General features: G+C 66.2%; 13 protein-coding genes. 3 read left to right on the top strand and 10 right to left on the bottom strand.

The window, feature by feature from the left end; translation table 11 throughout:
- The 10 genes from Q0996_RS02435 to Q0996_RS02390 form a co-directional block, all read right to left on the bottom strand.
- Positions 1-1,000, bottom strand: a 1,000-nt coding sequence (locus tag Q0996_RS02435) for an aconitase family protein (RefSeq protein ID WP_299615621.1), incomplete at its 3' end; no start/stop codon positions are given.
- Between the two features lie 359 nt (positions 1,001-1,359).
- Positions 1,360-2,139 (bottom strand): ABC transporter ATP-binding protein, encoded by a 780-nt coding sequence (locus tag Q0996_RS02430; protein ID WP_299615618.1) that lies wholly within the window; start codon positions 2,137-2,139, stop codon positions 1,360-1,362.
- Between the two features lie 8 nt (positions 2,140-2,147).
- Positions 2,148-2,987, bottom strand: coding sequence for an ABC transporter permease (locus Q0996_RS02425; protein ID WP_299615616.1), 840 nt, complete (start codon positions 2,985-2,987; stop codon positions 2,148-2,150).
- The gene (locus Q0996_RS02420; protein ID WP_299615614.1) at positions 2,984-4,450 is read right to left on the bottom strand and encodes a sulfatase-like hydrolase/transferase; all 1,467 of its coding nucleotides are present in this window, start codon (positions 4,448-4,450) and stop codon (positions 2,984-2,986) included. The genes Q0996_RS02425 and Q0996_RS02420 overlap by 4 nt, the downstream gene beginning before the upstream one ends.
- Before the next feature lie 92 nt (positions 4,451-4,542).
- Positions 4,543-5,541, bottom strand: coding sequence for an ABC transporter substrate-binding protein (locus Q0996_RS02415; protein ID WP_299615612.1), 999 nt, complete (start codon positions 5,539-5,541; stop codon positions 4,543-4,545).
- Positions 5,542-5,593: 52 nt separating this feature from the next.
- Positions 5,594-6,301 carry a GntR family transcriptional regulator gene (locus tag Q0996_RS02410; RefSeq protein ID WP_299615610.1) on the bottom strand — a complete coding sequence of 236 codons (708 nt, stop codon included), beginning with the start codon at positions 6,299-6,301 and terminating at the stop codon, positions 5,594-5,596.
- Positions 6,302-6,517: 216 nt separating this feature from the next.
- On the bottom strand, positions 6,518-7,858 hold the full coding sequence (locus tag Q0996_RS02405) for a hypothetical protein (RefSeq protein ID WP_299615608.1): 1,341 nt from the start codon (positions 7,856-7,858) through the stop codon (positions 6,518-6,520).
- Between the two features lie 91 nt (positions 7,859-7,949).
- Positions 7,950-8,786 (bottom strand): alpha/beta fold hydrolase, encoded by an 837-nt coding sequence (locus tag Q0996_RS02400; protein WP_299615606.1) that lies wholly within the window; start codon positions 8,784-8,786, stop codon positions 7,950-7,952.
- An 8-nt stretch (positions 8,787-8,794) separates the two neighbouring features.
- Positions 8,795-9,715: a polyphosphate kinase 2 gene (gene ppk2, locus Q0996_RS02395; protein WP_299615604.1), complete on the bottom strand. Its 921-nt coding sequence runs from the start codon at positions 9,713-9,715 to the stop codon at positions 8,795-8,797.
- Between the two features lie 148 nt (positions 9,716-9,863).
- Positions 9,864-10,745: a LysR family transcriptional regulator gene (locus tag Q0996_RS02390; RefSeq protein ID WP_299615602.1), complete on the bottom strand. Its 882-nt coding sequence runs from the start codon at positions 10,743-10,745 to the stop codon at positions 9,864-9,866.
- A 225-nt stretch (positions 10,746-10,970) separates the two neighbouring features.
- Here Q0996_RS02390 and Q0996_RS02385 point away from each other — a divergent pair, with 225 nt between their 5' ends.
- The 3 genes from Q0996_RS02385 to Q0996_RS02375 form a co-directional block, all read left to right on the top strand.
- On the top strand, positions 10,971-12,470 hold the full coding sequence (locus Q0996_RS02385; RefSeq protein WP_299615600.1) for a CoA-acylating methylmalonate-semialdehyde dehydrogenase: 1,500 nt from the start codon (positions 10,971-10,973) through the stop codon (positions 12,468-12,470).
- Positions 12,471-12,762: 292 nt separating this feature from the next.
- Positions 12,763-14,733 carry an AMP-binding protein gene (locus Q0996_RS02380; protein WP_299615598.1) on the top strand — a complete coding sequence of 657 codons (1,971 nt, stop codon included), beginning with the start codon at positions 12,763-12,765 and terminating at the stop codon, positions 14,731-14,733.
- Positions 14,733-15,419, top strand: a 687-nt coding sequence (locus tag Q0996_RS02375; RefSeq protein WP_299615596.1) for an ABC transporter ATP-binding protein, incomplete at its 3' end; no start/stop codon positions are given. The genes Q0996_RS02380 and Q0996_RS02375, both read left to right, overlap by 1 nt.

Here is a 15,419-nt window from a genome sequence, read left to right as displayed (position 1 = left end):
AGGTGAGGTAGCGGATGGTCTCCGCGTCCACCGGGAAGATGCCGCAGGTGGCGCCGTATTCGGGGGCCATGTTGCCGATGGTCGCCTGGTCGGCCAGGGCCAGGTGGTCGAGGCCGGGGCCGTAGAACTCCACGATCTTGCCGACCACGCCCTTGGCGCGCAGCATCTGCACCACTGTGAGCACCAGGTCGGTGGCCGTGGTGCCCTCCTTCATGGCACCGGTCAGCTTGAAGCCGATGACCTCGGGGATCAGCATGGAGACCGGCTGGCCCAGCATGGCCGCCTCGGCCTCGATGCCGCCGACGCCCCAGCCGAGCACCGAGAGGCCGTTGACCATGGTGGTGTGGCTGTCGGTTCCCACCAGGGTGTCGGGATAGGCGACGGTGCTGCCGTCCTGCTGTTTGGTCCAGACCACCTGGGCCAGGTTCTCCAGGTTGACCTGGTGGCAGATGCCGGTGCCCGGAGGGACGACGCGGAAGTTGTCGAAGGCGTTCTGGCCCCAGCGCAGGAAAGCGTAGCGCTCGCCGTTGCGCTCGAACTCCAGCTCGACGTTCTTCTTGAAGGCATCGGGGGTGCCGAAGCTGTCCACCATCACCGAGTGGTCGATCACCAGGTCGACGGGGGAGAGCGGATTGATCTTCTTGGGATCGCCGCCCAGCTTGGTCAGCGCCTCGCGCATGGCCGCCAGGTCGACCACGGCGGGCACGCCGGTGAAGTCCTGCAGCAGCACGCGGGCCGGGCGATAGGCGATCTCCCGGTCGGAGCGCTTGTCCTTCAGCCAGGCGCCGATGGCCTTGATGTCGTCGACGGTGACCGAGTTGCCGTCCTCGAAGCGCAGCAGGTTCTCCAGCAGCACTTTCATGGAGTAGGGCAGGCGCGAAACGTTCTCCATTTCGGGGCCCAGCTCCGCCGCAGCGGCCTCCAGGCTGTAATAGCTGTAGGTGGTGCCGCCGACCGCAAGGTCGCGGCGGGTGTTGAGGGTATCTTTGCTGGCAGTCATGAGGCTCTCTCCTTTGCCGGTCTGCCGCGCCTGGTTACTTGGCGGCGCTTTTCGTTGGGCCACACCCGGCGATCCCCGGCCGATTCCATGGGCACCCCGGCAAAGGGGCTCGGACGACGGCAGGTCTCTCCAGGGTATGCCCCGCGACCGGTTGCGACCGCTCCGCGGGAGCTCTCGTAACGGGATACTGCGTTAACATAGCCATCGCAGCCGCTATGTCCATGGGATTTCCCAGGAAGCCTGCGGGTTACGCCCCGGCCCAGGGCCGTTTCCGCGCCACAGTTGTGTGGAACGAACGGGTCCGCCGTGCAGACGGGAATCGCTCCCGCGGGATGCCGCCGGGGCGTTGGCCGATTGCCTTATTGGAACGACGCGGTCTTCGAGACCTCCTCGTCCAGGCTCTCGAGGATGGCCTTTTCGTAGGCCACGAAGCGGTCGTCGGTGACGCTGCGCTCGTGGGGCATGTCGATCTCGAAGATCTCTTTGATCCGTGAGGGCCGCGCCGAGAAGAGGGCGACCCGGTCCGACAGCAGAATCGCCTCCTCCACGCTGTGGGTGACAAAGAGCGTCGTCTTGTGGGTCGCCTGATGAATGCGGATCAGGTCGGCGATCATGCGCCCGCGGGTCTGCGCGTCGAGCGCCCCGAAGGGCTCGTCCATCAGCAGGATCTCCGGGTCGTAGGCCAGCGCCCGGGCGATGGCGACGCGCTGTTTCATCCCGCCCGAAAGGGATTCCGGATAGGCGTCCTCGAAGCCCTGCAGGCCGATCATGGCGATCAGCTCGGCCACCCGCCGCTCCTGTTCGGCCTTCGGCACGCCGGCGATCCTCAGGCCATAGGCGATGTTGGCGGTGACGCGCTGCCAGGGGAACAGCACGTACTCCTGGAACACGATGCCGCGGTTCGCCCCCGGGCCGGCGATCGGCGCACCGTTGAGGGTGAGGGCGCCGCCGGTCGGCTCCTCGAAACCGCCGACCATGAACAGGAAGGTGGATTTGCCGCAGCCCGAGGGGCCGAGCAGCGCCACGAACTCGCCTTCGCGGATATCGATGCTGGCATCCTCGATGGCCAGCACCTCGTTGTCGGCGCCGGGGTTGTAGACCTTGCGTACGCCCTTGGAGGAGATCTTGATCGATGGCACGGCCGCGCTCACAGGTTCTTCGCCGTGGCCACGCCCCAGCGCTCGACCGTGCGTTTCTCGATGAAACCGAACAGCAGCCGTTCCAGGGAAACCCCGATCAGGCCGACGACCACCAGGCCGGCGAACATGGCCTCGGAATCGAGGAAGGTCCGGGCATCGAAGATCATGAAGCCGACACCGTATTTGGTCGAGGCGAAGATCTCCCCGGCGATGACGGCGCGCCAGGCCCGTCCGAGGGCCAGCTTATGGCCGGCGATGAGGTAGGGCATGGTGGCGCCCAGCAGCACGGTGGTGAGGATCTGGCGACGCGTCGCCCCGGCGGTCTGCGCTGCCCAGATCATCCGTTTCGGGACGTTCTGAACCCCGGCGGCGGCGGTGTAGATGATGGGAAAGCAGGAGCCGGTGACCACCACGACGATCACCGTGTGCATTCCCAGACCGAGCCAGAGGATGAGCACCGGCACGAAGGCGATGTTGGGGATGACCATGAAGACGGAGATGATCGGGTTGAGCCAGGCGTAGACTGTCCGGTTGATGCCCATGAGCAGCCCGATGGCCGAGGACACCAGCGCCGCGGCGAGGAATCCGGCGAGCAGGGCGAAGAGGGTCCAGGCGATGTGGCGCACCATCAGGAAATCGGGCGTCGCCCCTTCGCCGGGCCCCAGCATCTCGAAGAGGCGCAGCAGAACCGCCGAGGGCGGAGGCATCAGAAGCGGGTTGATGCCGCCGAGACGCACGACCACTTCCCAGAGCAGGCCGAAAGCGAGGATCGCGAAGACGGGAGTCCAGCGGTTTCCGCGCAGGATATCGGCGGCTGGATTCGGCGGCTTCGCGGCGGCGGCGGTCATTTCGCACTCTCCATGGCGGAGCCGGAATCCGGGACGGCCTCGGGGGCGGGCGTGGCGCTCTTGCCGCCCTTGGCGATCACCGCCTCGCGGCCGCCGTAGCGCTCGATGAGCCGTTCCTGATCGGTCTTGGCGGCCCGGTCCACGGCTTCCGGGTCCAGCATCCCACGCAGAGTTCCTTCGAACTCGCGGATCAGGCCTGCATGGCTGTCGCGGCGCGCCAGATTGCAGAGCTCCTCCGGGTCGTCCTCCAGGTCGTAGAGCTCCGGCGGATAGCCGACGTAGTGGATGTACTTGTAGCGGCCGCGGCGCAGCATGAACTCCGCGGATTTGGCCGCCGTCGCGTGATATTCGCTGAAGACGAGGCGGGCGATATCGTCCGGCAGGGCGGCCAGGTCGAAGAGCGAGCGCCCGGGCCTGTCTTCGGGCACCGCCAGGCCCGCGTTGTCGAGCACGGTCGGGTAGATATCCAGCAGCGACACCGGCGTGCGCCGGACGACGCCGGCGGGCACGCCCGGTCCGGCGGCCAGCATGGGGATCGTGACGGACTCGTTGTACATGGTGGACTTGCCCCAGAGCCCGCGCGCCCCGAGGTTCTCGCCGTGGTCCGACAGAAAGATCACCCGGGTGGTCTTGTCCAGCCCGCAGTCCTCCAGTGTCTGCAGAAGGGTGCCGACATTGTCGTCGATGAAGCTGATCAGCCCGTAGTAGGCGGCCATGGCGATGCGCCGCTGCGCGTCGGACTCGAAGAAGCGGTCCCAGATGTAGCAGTTCTCGAAAGCCTGCCACCACTCGGTCGCGGCGGTGCCGTCATCGGGCCGTTTCTTCGGCAGCGGGATGCGCGCCGGGTCGTAGAGCTCGAAGAATTCCTTCGGCGCGACCAGGGGGTAGTGGGGGCAGATGAAGGAGACGAAGGTCGTCCACGGCCGGCCGTTTGCCGAGGCGGCCCGCTCGCGCAGCCAGGCGCAGGCCGCGGCGGCGATGTTGCGGTCGTAGTCCGTGTATTCGGTCTCCCCCGCGCCGATATTCTCCGCAAGATCGCGGCATTGCGGGCGGGTCGGGGGATCGTCGCGCACCAGGCCGTGGGTGTCGCCGCCGTCGTGAATATGCATGGGCAGGATCTGCCGGTCGAAGCCCGTCGGACATTCGTCGTCGAGATAGTGCAGCTTGCCGATGGAGGTGACGGGATGCTGCGCGGACTGCAGCGCATGACCCCAGCTCGGCGTTGCACCGTCGTAGGCGATGCAGTTGTCCCAGTAGCCCGTCTGATGCGCATAGCGGCCGGTGGCAAGCACCGCGCGGGCCGGCACGCAGATCGGCGAATTCGTATAGGCGTTCGCAAACTGCGTTCCCCTCGCGGCGAGCCGGTCGATGTTGGGGGTTTGCACCAAGGGATGCCCGGCGCAGCCGAGCGCGTCGCCGCGATGCTCATCGTCCATGATGATGAGCAGGTTAGGGGTGTCCATCGATGCAGGTCCTCGGGCGGTTTTGGAAAGGGGGTGTCGGCGGCCTTGGCGCGGTGGTCAGGGCCGCCGAGTCTGCGCTCAGTCGGTGGCAGTCAGTTGGTGCTCGAAACCAGCGCGGCTGCCTTGTCATGAAACTCCGGCATCAGGGCAGCGGCGAAATCCGGCCGCTCGCCGCGCAGCTTCCCGGCCGCGACCAGGCTGTCGAAGACGCCGTTGAAGACGCGGACCTTGCGGACGGGGTCCATGCTCGGGGCGTAGTCGAAGTCGGCCAGTCCCATCTTCAGGATCGCGGCGGTGAGATCGCGTCCGCGCTTTTGCATGCCTCTTTCCAGAAGCGCCGCGGCGCGGTCGTGATCGTTCACCAGAATGTTCTGCGCCTCCATGGTCGCCGCCAGGAACTTGGTCACGGTTTCGGGATGGGCTTTCGCGAACGCGCGGTTGGCAACCCAGCTTGCCTGACCCTCGTTGGCGCCCTTGAAGGTCATCATGATCCGGCCGAAGCCCTTGGCCACCGCAATTGACGTGGTGGGTGCAAACCAGATCCCGGCATCCACCGAGCCCGCCTCGATGGCTGCCAGAATCGCGTTCGGCGCCGTGTTGAGGATCTGGAAATCGTTGAGCGAGCAGCCGTTCTTCGCACACCAGTCGTTGAGCGCACGGTAGGAGCCGGAGCCGATCTTGGTGGCGATCTTCTTGCCTTTCAGATCGTCGATAGACTGGATCGGCGACTCCTTCGGGACGATCACCTGGGCATAGCCACCGTCGGTCGAGACGGCGGTGCCGATGACGCCGATGGAATCGGTTCGCGTCAGGAGGGAGGTCAGCGGCGTTTCGCCGACGCTGCCGACGTCGACCGTGCCGCCGACCAGCGCTTCGGCCACCTCGGCCCCGGTCTTCATCGGAACGATTTCGATTTCCAGCCCGTACTTGGCCGCGACACCGCTTTCGATCAGCACGATATCCCAGTTCAGCGAGCGCGAGCTGAGCCGCACCTTGTCCGCCGCCCAAGCCTGCGCCGCGCCGGATACGGCAACCGCCAGACTCAGCGTCGAGGCCAACACCGCGCGGCGGGCCAGTTTCACTACAGTCATGCCATCCTCCCCTTTTTGATCGTTCTTGTCTTGGTTGGTCGTCTGAAGTCCGCTAGGTGCCTCCGCCGTCCGTCTTGTTCGCGGTGCCGCGAAGCGCGGCCAGGCTGGCGCGCAGAATGTGGTTTTTCATGGCGGCCCGCGCCCCGTCGCTGTCCTGGGCGCAGATTGCCGCGAGGATCTCGCGGTGCTCCGACTGGGAGCGTTGGCGAACCTCGGCCGATTGGAACTGGGCGCGTTGAAACGGCGCCGTCTGCACCCGAAGAAGGCGCGAGGCGGCGATGAGGCTTTCGTTCTTCGCCAGTTCGGCGATCTTGTCGTGGAACCCGCGGTTCGCCGCGGCGAAGGCCTCCGCATCCTCGGCAAGCAGCGCTCTTTCGCAGGCTTCGTAGGCTTCGGTCAGTTCGCCCTTCTCCACCAGATTGGCGCGCATCGCCGCCCAGCCGGCCGCCAGTGCCTCCAATTCCGCCGCGGCCTCGAAGGCCTGGCCGATCCTGACCGGGTCCGCCTGGACCACCACGGCGCCCCGCCGCGGCCGGATCTCCACCAGCCCGGCGGCGGCGAGCTGCCGCAGCGCTTCGCGCACCGGCGTGCGCGAGACGCCGAATCTGTCCGCCAGTTCCTGCTCGTCGAGCCGCTGGTTCACCGCAAAGGTGCCGGCAAAGATCGCATCCGCCAGACGGCGCCGGATCGCATCGCCCAGGGTGCTCCCCGGATCAAGGGGCCCCCAGGTTTCGTCGTCTTGCATTTCGATGAGGGTCATCTGTGGGAAACTAGATACAAGGGTGGATTCAGTCAAGAAATTGTATACATATAGAATGAAAGCTGACCGTTATGTGTACAATTCCATGTCAGTGCTGCCACGCGCCCGGCGCGTCGTCGGGGCGCACAGCGGCGGTGCCGCTTGCGTGGTCCAGGACTGAGGCCGGTGGGGTATGCCCGGGGGAAATGCTGGCCGGGCGCCGTGGCGATTTGACGGCTACTGGCTGGTGTCGATCTGTATCAGGAGGGGCCGGTTGCCTTCACCCGCGGTGTGGCGCCGGCCGGCAACATAGAATCGCCCCTGCAAGTCCCGGGTGATCGATCCGTAGAGCAGGGCCTGACCTTCCAATGGAAACGTCACCCGCTCGGCGCGGTCGCTCTCCAGGTCGTAGACCAGCCAGATATGGCGCAGAAGGTCGCGCTTGCCGGCATGGGTCCGGCGGGCGAGGCCCACCAGGAAGCGCTCTCCAGCAAAGGTGAACAGCGAGGGCGAGTAGTTGGGGTCCGCCGGATTGAAGGGGCCGAGGGGCTCCACAAAGGACGGTCCCCGCTCTTGCGGAAGGATCCGGTAGAGATTGCCGAGATGGATGGAGAACGCCATCGATCCGTCGGCCAGATAGACCAGGCCGATGATGCCGTGGGAACGGTCGTGCTGGCCATCGGCCATGTAACCCCGCAGGGGCGTTTCGGCGATCTCCCGCAGGTGGGGGTCGAACTCCACCAGGGCCGCTCCCTCGGGTGTCACCCTTGGGACAAAGACATGGCCGCGCAGGTCGGCAATGAAGTTGCGCGATATGTGGCCACCCGCGGCGCCGACGGTCACGCTGTTCATGACGCCGGTCGCCGTATCGTACTGATAGAGCACATGGTCCCACAGGCCGAGCGCATAGACCCAGCGCCCGCCGCCGGCCAGCGCCGTCAGGCCTTCGGGTACCTGGCGCAGGTGCTCCCAGCGGTTCTCTCCGGGATAGAGGCGCCAAAGGTGCGACCCCCACTTGGGCAGCGCCGTCCCGTCCAGTGCCACACCGTGTTCGTCGGTCGTGGTGAAATAGAGATAGCCGTCGTCGGCCTGGACGATCCGGGAGTGGAGCGTCATCTGGCGCTCGCCGTCCTTGTGGATCCCGGCCGCGATGAGGTTCGACACGGCATCGCCACGCTCGAAAACCCGGTCGAGTACGGGGTCGTATTCGAAGAGCCGGGCGGAGTACCTGCCGCCTTTTACCGACACGCCGAACCAGATATGGCCCCGGCGGTCGCGGCCGGTTGCGCCCCAGATCGCGTTGGCGCCGGCGAACTCGGGCAGATCGATGACTCGGAACCGCGGGCTGCGGTAGGGATCGGCTGGCACCGGCAGGAAGGTGCTGCCGGTGCGTTCGGCCAGGGTCGCGCCGGGCCCGTCGACGCGTTCGGCGACGAAGGCCTCGACCTGCGCGGGAGCTTCGACCTGCGCGGGCTCCCTGCGCGCTGTATCGCCCGACTGCTGCACGTCGTCCTGCAAGCCGAGCCAGCCGATCAGTCCCATGAGCACGAGGGCCAGGAGAAGCGCGATCTTTCTCATCGCGCACATTTTCCTGCGCGGCGTGGCGGCGCACAACCGTGCAGACATGGCCCCGGACGCGGTCTTCGGTGCCGCGGAGACATCCGCCGCCTCAGCGTTGCCGTATCAGGACGGCAGCGCTTTCGGTAATGGCCGCCAGCACCTCCGTCTGGCGTTCCAGATGAGGGGCGTGGCCGCAGCCCGGAATGAGAAGCGCCTCGACGGGCCCGGAGACGCGTCGGGCGATTTCCTCGACCTGGGCCGGTGAGCCATAGGCGTCGCCGGCGCCCTGGATCGCCAGGACCGGCGCGGTGATGCGCTCCAGGTCCGCGCGCATCTCGCAGCCGTCGAAGCCGGGGCGCAGCCAGGTTTCCGCCCAGGCCCGCCACAGCACTTCGGTCTTGTCGCCGTGGTGGCGGGCGAGGCGGGCGCGCAGCGCGCTGGCGCCGGGCTCGGCATCGGCGGCGCGGATGCCGGCCAGGGTGATCTCTTCCACCATCACGTGGGGCGCCAGGACGATGCAGGCGGAGACTGCCTCGGGAAAGGCGGCGGCGAACATCAGGGCGATGGTCGCCCCGTCGGAATGGCCGACCAGGACCGGCCGTTCGATACCCGCGGCGGCTAGCACGGCCGGCAGCACCTGCCGGGCTTCATGGCGCAGATAGCCGTTCTCCCGGGGGAGGTCGAACGCGGAGGAGCCGCCGTGGCCCTGGCGCTCGTAGATCAGGCCCGGCAGGCCACAGGCCCCGGCCAAGCGCTCCGGAAAGGCCTTCCACTGGCCGATGGACCCCAGCGCCTCGTGGAGAAAGACGAAGGCCGGCTCCGCAAGGCCGTTGGCGGGCCGCAGCCACCGCGCCGCCAGGCGAAGGTCGCCGACCGTCAGGTCAAGGCTTTCGGCCTCCACTGCGTCGCCGGCATCTCTCCCGGAGGGGGCGCCACGGACAGTCATTGCGGCGGTCAGTAGGTCTCCGGCACGTAGAGTTCCTTGGGCAGGACCTGGCGCTCGTAGTCCGGATTGAACACCCGCTCCGGCAGAGTGATGGGCTCGTGGGGCACCTCTTCGTAAGGCACCTGGCTCAGCAGATGGCTGATGCAGTTCAGCCGGGCGCGTTTCTTGTCGTTGCCCTCGACGATGGACCAGGGCGCTTCCGGGATGTTGGTGCGTTCCAGCATCTCCTCCTTCACCTTGGTGTAGTCCTCCCAGCGGACCCGCGACTGCAGGTCCATGGGGCTCAGCTTCCACTGCTTGATGGGATCGTGAATGCGCATCAGAAAGCGGAGCTGCTGTTCCTGGTCGGTGATGGAGAACCAGTACTTCACCAGCGTGATGCCGGAGCGCACGAGCATCCGCTCGAATTCGGTCACGTCGTTGAAGAACTCTTCCACCTGCTCCGGCGAGGCAAAGCCCATGACCCGCTCGACCCCGGCGCGGTTGTACCAGGAGCGGTCGAACAGCACCATCTCGCCGGCGGTCGGCAGGTAGGGAACGTAGCGCTGGAAATACCACTGGTGCTTTTCGCGCTCCGTCGGCGCCGGCAGCGCCACAGTGCGGCAGACCCGCGGGTTCAAGCGCTGGGTGACCCGCTTGATGACGCCGCCTTTGCCGGCGGCATCGCGCCCTTCGAAGATCACCAGCAGCTTGTACTGCTTGTGCACCACCCAGTCCTGGAGCTTCACCAGCTCGGCCTGCAGCTTCAGCAGCTCGCGGAAGTAGGTCCGGCGGTCGAGGGTGGACTTGTGCTGCCAGGTCGAGATCTGGCGCAGCTCCTTGCTGATCCGCTGGTCGTCGATCTCCATCTCCAGCTCTTCGTCGAAGCTGTCCTCGAGCTCCGCGTCGACCCAGGTCTTTTCCTCCAACTCACGCGCTTCGCTGGTCATGGTGCTGTCTTGCCTCTTCTGTTTGCCGGCCTAGGGAGCGGGCTGGAACCGCTTCGACAGAAGTCGAAAGCAACCTAGGTCGCTATTCCCAGTCAACTCTGCACGCTACCGCAAGATTTTGACAACCGTGTTGGCCCTGTCTTTCCCGTCAAAAGATGTCCCGGCTGGCGCGCACCTCGGCCTTGATGAAGTCGATGGTCTCGCGGATGCGCCGCAGCGAGGCGGTGTTCTCGTGGCTGACGATCCAGAAGGTGCGGGTGAGCGAGAAGCTTTTGCGCAAGACCGGCTGCAGGCTGCTCTGCTCGCCGGCCAGGAAGTCCGGCAGGATGCAGATCCCGGCCCCGGCCAGGGTGGCGTTCAACTGGGCGATCAGGTTGGTGGAGGAGATCTGCGGCACCACCTTGCGGCCGAGAATGGGCATGTAGTCCAGCTTGGGATCGAAGATCAGGTCGGAGATGTAGCCGATCATGGTCTGCTGCTTCAGGTCTTCGAGCTGCGCGATCGGCGAGCTTTCCTTCAGGTAGTCGCTGGAGGCGTAGAGATGCAGGTGATAGTCGGTGAGCTTGGCGACCATCAGGCGGCCGGACTTTGGCCTGGTGATGGCGATGGAGAGGTCGGCTTCCCGCTTGGACAGGCTGAAGATCCGCGGCATGGCCACGAGCTGCAGCTCCAGCTTCGGGTGGCGGCGGGCCAATTTATGGATGCGCGGGGCCAGGAAGAAGCTGCCGAAGCCGTCCGGCGCGCCCAGACGCACGACACCTTCCAGGGACTCGTCGCGGCCCTGCACCTGGGCCTGGGCCGCCAGGGTCGTGGTCTCCATGGACTCCGCCGAGGGCAGCAGGCGCTGGCCCACCTCGGTCAGGCTGTAGCCCCTGGGATTACGGTCGAACAGGCGGGCGTCCAGGGCCGTCTCCAGGGCCTGGATGCGCCTGGCGACGGTGGCGTTGTCCACCTTCAGGGTCTTGGCCGCGGTGGTCAGCTGGCCCGAACGGGCCACGGCCAGGAAGAACTTCAGGTCGTCCCAGCGCATTGCAGGTTCCTCCCGGCTGCGCGGCTGCTAGACTGCTGCGGCGAGGCAGTAAGATGCGTTCTTGCAGGCATGCTCCCTCTGTCATTGCAGAAATGCAAAATGAAATTGACAAAATGGCGGTTTTGGGCGGCCGGAGAATGTAATAACCAATACGGTTGTTCCATCAGGTGATCCAACAGGGCGACCTCGCCGAGGGCGAGATCAGGTAAGGGGAGGGCTTGCGCGATGCAGGAGCTCACACATTTCATTGGCGGCCAGCACGTCAAGGGGACCAGCGGGCGCAGCGCCGAGGTCTTCAACCCGGCGACCGGTGAGGCCGAGAAGCAGGTGCCGCTGGCCAGTGCCGAAGAGCTGGCGGCGGCGGTCGCCAACGCCAAGGAGGCGCAGCCCGCCTGGGCCGCGGTGAACCCGCAGCGCCGCGCCCGGGTGATGATGAAGTTCGTCGAGCTGCTGCACCGCGACATGGACAAGCTCGCCGAGACACTCTCGCGCGAGCACGGCAAGACCCTGCCGGATGCCAAGGGCGACATCATCCGCGGGCTGGAGGTGGCGGAGTTCTGCTTCGGCGCGCCGCACCTGCTCAAGGGCGAATACACCGGCGGCGCCGGGGCCGGCATCGACATGTTCTCGATCCGCCAGCCGCTCGGGGTAGTGGCCGGCATCACACCCTTCAACTTCCCGGCAATGATCCCGATGTGGAAGTTCTGCCCGGCCATCGCGGCGGGCAACGCCTTCATCCTCAAGCCCTCCGAGCGCGACCCCTCGGTGCCGCTGATGCTGGCCGAGCTGATGATGGAGGCGGGGCTGCCCGCCGGCATCCTCAACGTCGTCAACGGCGACAAGGAGGCCGTGGACGCCATCCTCGACAACCGCGACATCATGGCCGTCGGCTTCGTCGGCTCCACCCCCATCGCCGAATACGTCTATTCGCGCGGCTGTGCGGCCGGCAAGCGGGTGCAGTGCTTCGGCGGTGCCAAGAACCACATGATCGTCATGCCCGATGCCGACATGGACCAGGCGGTGGACGCCCTGGTGGGCGCCGGCTACGGCGCCGCCGGCGAGCGCTGCATGGCCATTTCCGTGGCGGTGCCGGTGGGCGAGCAGACCGCCGACAAGCTCGTCGAGCGTTTGATTCCGCGGGTCGAGAGCCTGAAGATCGGCCCCTATACCGGCGGCGAGGACGTCGACATGGGCCCGCTGGTCACCGCGGCGGCCCGCGACCGGGTGAAGGGCCTGGTGGACAGCGGCGTCGCCCAGGGCGCCGAGTTGGCGGTCGACGGCCGGGATTTCTCCATGCAGGGCTACGAAAACGGCTTTTTCGTCGGCGGCTGCCTGTTCGACCGGGTAACCACCGAGATGGACATCTACAAGGAGGAGATCTTCGGCCCGGTGCTGTCGGTGGTGCGCTCCCCCGACTACGGCGACGCCCTGGACCTCACCATGAAGAATCCCTACGGCAACGGCACCGCGATCTTCACCCGCGACGGCGATACGGCGCGGGACTTCTGCGACCGGGTCAACGTCGGCATGGTGGGGGTGAACGTGCCGATCCCGGTGCCGCTGGCCTACTACACCTTCGGCGGCTGGAAAGCCTCCGGATTCGGCGACCTGAACCAGCACGGGCCGGACGGCTTCCGCTTCTACACGCGGACCAAGACGGTGACCTCGCGCTGGCCCTCCGGCGTCAAGGAAGGCGCCAACTTCTCGATCCCGACCATGGGTTGATCGTCGGCTGACCGGGCTTTCAGGGGCGCCGGAAAGGGTGCCACGGAGGACAACAGAGTACCCTTAGAGTGTTGATTTTTTTGTCAAAGATCGTTTAGGTAGAGGCGCTTCCCGGGCGGCCGAAGAGCCGCATCAAGATAAATCATAAGAATCGGGAAGCAGAGAACGGGAGGCACAGCGGAATGATGGTCAAGCCATCGGCGCTGCGCGTGGGAGAAATGGCCAGGGTTCTTGGTCTGCTTGAACGCGCATGCGGTAAGGCCGCCCCGGCCAGGGCTTCGGGGCGGGCGGTATGAGCGACCTGCGCCTGCCGCCGGCAGAACTCGACACCTTCCCCAAACTGCTGGAGTTCCACGCGGCCGAGCGGCCGGGCAAGCCGGCGATCCGGGAAAAGGACTTCGGCATCTGGCAGACCCATACCTGGGGGCAGGTGGCCGAGGAGGTGCGCAGCCTGGCTTCCGGCCTGCTGTCCCTGGGGGTCCAGCGCGGCGACAAGGTGGCCATCGTCGGCGACAACCGCCCCCGGCTCTATTGGACCATGACCGCCGCCCAGGCCATCGGCGCGGTGCCGGTGCCCATCTATCAGGACTCCGTGGCCGACGAGATGGCCTATGTGGTGGAGCACGCCGAGGCGCGCTTTGCGGTGGTGGAAGACCAGGAACAGGTCGACAAGCTGCTGGAGATCCGCGAGCGCTGCCCCGGCCTCACCCAGATCGTCTATGACGAAGCGCGCGGCATGCGCCACTACACCCAGGCCTTCCTGCATCACTTCGATGCGGTGCAGGCCGAGGGACGCGACTACAACGAGATCCACCCCGATGCCTATGGCGAGGCCGTCGCCCGGGGCAGGGGTTCGGACACCGCGATCATCCTCTATACCTCCGGGACCACCGGCAAGCCGAAGGGCGTGATCCTCAGCTTCGACAACGTCATGAAAACGGCGGCCAACGGGGTGAAGCTGGAGGGTTTGCGCGACAGCGACGAGTCCCTGGCCTATCTGCCCATGGCCTGGGTCGGCGATCACATCTTCTCCTTCGGCCAGAGCTATGTGGCGGGATTCTGCGTGGCCTGCCCGGAGTCCAGCGCCACGGTGATGCATGACATGCGTGAGCTGGGGCCGACCTACTTCTTCGCCCCGCCGCGGATCTTCGAGAACATTCTCACCACGGTGATGATCCGCATGGAGGATGCGGGCTGGCTGAAGCGCAAGCTGTTCCATTACTTCATGGCGGTGGCGCGGCGCTCCGGCATCAAGATCCTCGACGGCAAGCCGGTGGGCCTGGGCGAGCGCCTGCTCTATGCCCTGGGCCAGCTCCTGGTCTACGGCCCGCTGAAGAATACCCTGGGCTTCACGCGCATCCGCCTGGCCTATACGGCGGGCGAAGCCATCGGCCCGGATATCTTCGACTTCTACCGCTCCCTCGGCGTCAATCTGAAACAGCTCTACGGCTCCACCGAGGCCAGCGTCTTCATCACCATCCAGCCGGACGGCGAGATCGAGCCGGACACCGTGGGCAAGCCGGCGCTCGATGTGGAGATCAAGATTGCCGACAACGGCGAGGTGATGTTCCGCGGGCCCGGCGTTTTCGTGGAGTACTACAAGAACCCCGAGGCGACGGCGGAGACCAAGACACCGGACGGCTGGGTGCACACCGGCGATGCCGGCTTCTTCGCCGACAACGGCCACCTGAAGATCATCGACCGGGCCAAGGACGTCGGCCGCGTCAACGACGGCGGGCTCTTCGCGCCCAAGTACGTCGAGAACAAGCTGAAGTTCTTCCCCGACATCAAGGAGGCGGTGGCCTTCGGCCATGAGCGCGACCACTGCACCGCCTTCGTCAACATCGACCTGGTGGCGGTGGGAAGCTGGGCGGAGCGCAACAACGTACCCTATGCCAGCTATCAGGAACTGGCCGCCAACCCGCAGGTCATCGAGATCGTCAAGGGCCACATCGAAAAGGTGAACGGCGACCTGGCCGCCGACCCGCAGCTCGCAAGCTGCCAGATCCGCCGCTTCCTGGTGCTGCACAAGGAACTGGACGCCGACGACGGCGAGCTGACCCGCACCCGCAAGGTGCGCCGCGGCTTCATTGCCGAGCGCTATCAGCCGCTGATCGACGCGCTCTATTCCGAGGCGCGCTCGGCCTACATCGAGACCGAGGTGACCTTCGAGGACGGCCGCAAGGGCACCATCAAGGCCGACCTGGAGATCGTCGACGTCGACTTCGAACCCGTCCCCGCAGCGATGAAGAAGGCAAGCTGATGCCGGCCGACACCCTGGCCCCGGCGGTGGACACCGCCGCCGCCGAAGCGTCCGCCCCGGCCGTGCCGCAAAAGAAGATCGGCGACACGGTTCTCAAGGTGGAGAACATCACCCTTTCCTTCGGCGGGGTGAAGGCGCTCACCGACATCTCCTTCGAGATCCGCGAGCACGAGATCCTGGCAATCATCGGTCCCAACGGCGCCGGCAAGACCTCGATGCTGAACGTCATCAACGGCTTCTATCACCCCCAGCAGGGCCGCATCATGTACCGCGGCGCCGAGCGCCGGGCCATGCGCCCGCACCTGGCGGCCAAGCAGGGCATCGCCCGCACCTTCCAGAACGTGGCGCTGTTCAAGGGCATGTCGACCCTGGACAACATCATGACCGGGCGCGTTCTGAAGATGAAAAGCAACATCTTCCAGCAGGCCCTCTATTGGGGTGCCAACCAGCGCGAGGAGATCGCCCACCGCGAGGTCGTCGAGAAGATCATCGACTTCCTGGAGATCGAGTCGATCCGCAAGGTGCCGGTGGGGCGCCTGCCCTACGGCCTGCAGAAGCGCGTCGAACTGGCCCGGGCGCTGGCCATGGAACCCAGTCTGCTGCTGCTCGACGAGCCCATGGCCGGCATGAACGTGGAGGAGAAGGAGGACATGTGCCGCTTCATCCTCGACGTGAACGACGAGTTC

The sequence above is a fragment of the Pelagibius sp. genome (assembly GCF_028289705.1).
Lineage (GTDB): Bacteria > Pseudomonadota > Alphaproteobacteria > Kiloniellales > Kiloniellaceae > Pelagibius.
This window is presented reverse-complemented; position numbering and strand designations above follow the sequence as displayed.

Bases quoted from the DNA above. Each gene is read 5' to 3' on its own strand.
- Q0996_RS02380 (WP_299615598.1), top strand. From the start codon at position 12,763: ATGAGCGACCTGCGCCTGCCGCCGGCAGAACTCGACACCTTCCCCAAA.
- ppk2 (WP_299615604.1), bottom strand. From the start codon at position 9,715: ATGACCAGCGAAGCGCGTGAGTTGGAGGAAAAGACCTGGGTCGACGCG.
- Q0996_RS02425 (WP_299615616.1), bottom strand. From the start codon at position 2,987: ATGACCGCCGCCGCCGCGAAGCCGCCGAATCCAGCCGCCGATATCCTG.
- Q0996_RS02405 (WP_299615608.1), bottom strand. From the start codon at position 7,858: ATGAGAAAGATCGCGCTTCTCCTGGCCCTCGTGCTCATGGGACTGATC.
- Q0996_RS02390 (WP_299615602.1), bottom strand. From the start codon at position 10,745: ATGCGCTGGGACGACCTGAAGTTCTTCCTGGCCGTGGCCCGTTCGGGC.
- Q0996_RS02415 (WP_299615612.1), bottom strand. From the start codon at position 5,541: ATGACTGTAGTGAAACTGGCCCGCCGCGCGGTGTTGGCCTCGACGCTG.
- Q0996_RS02385 (WP_299615600.1), top strand. From the start codon at position 10,971: ATGCAGGAGCTCACACATTTCATTGGCGGCCAGCACGTCAAGGGGACC.
- Q0996_RS02400 (WP_299615606.1), bottom strand. From the start codon at position 8,786: ATGACTGTCCGTGGCGCCCCCTCCGGGAGAGATGCCGGCGACGCAGTG.
- Q0996_RS02420 (WP_299615614.1), bottom strand. From the start codon at position 4,450: ATGGACACCCCTAACCTGCTCATCATCATGGACGATGAGCATCGCGGC.
- Q0996_RS02410 (WP_299615610.1), bottom strand. From the start codon at position 6,301: ATGACCCTCATCGAAATGCAAGACGACGAAACCTGGGGGCCCCTTGAT.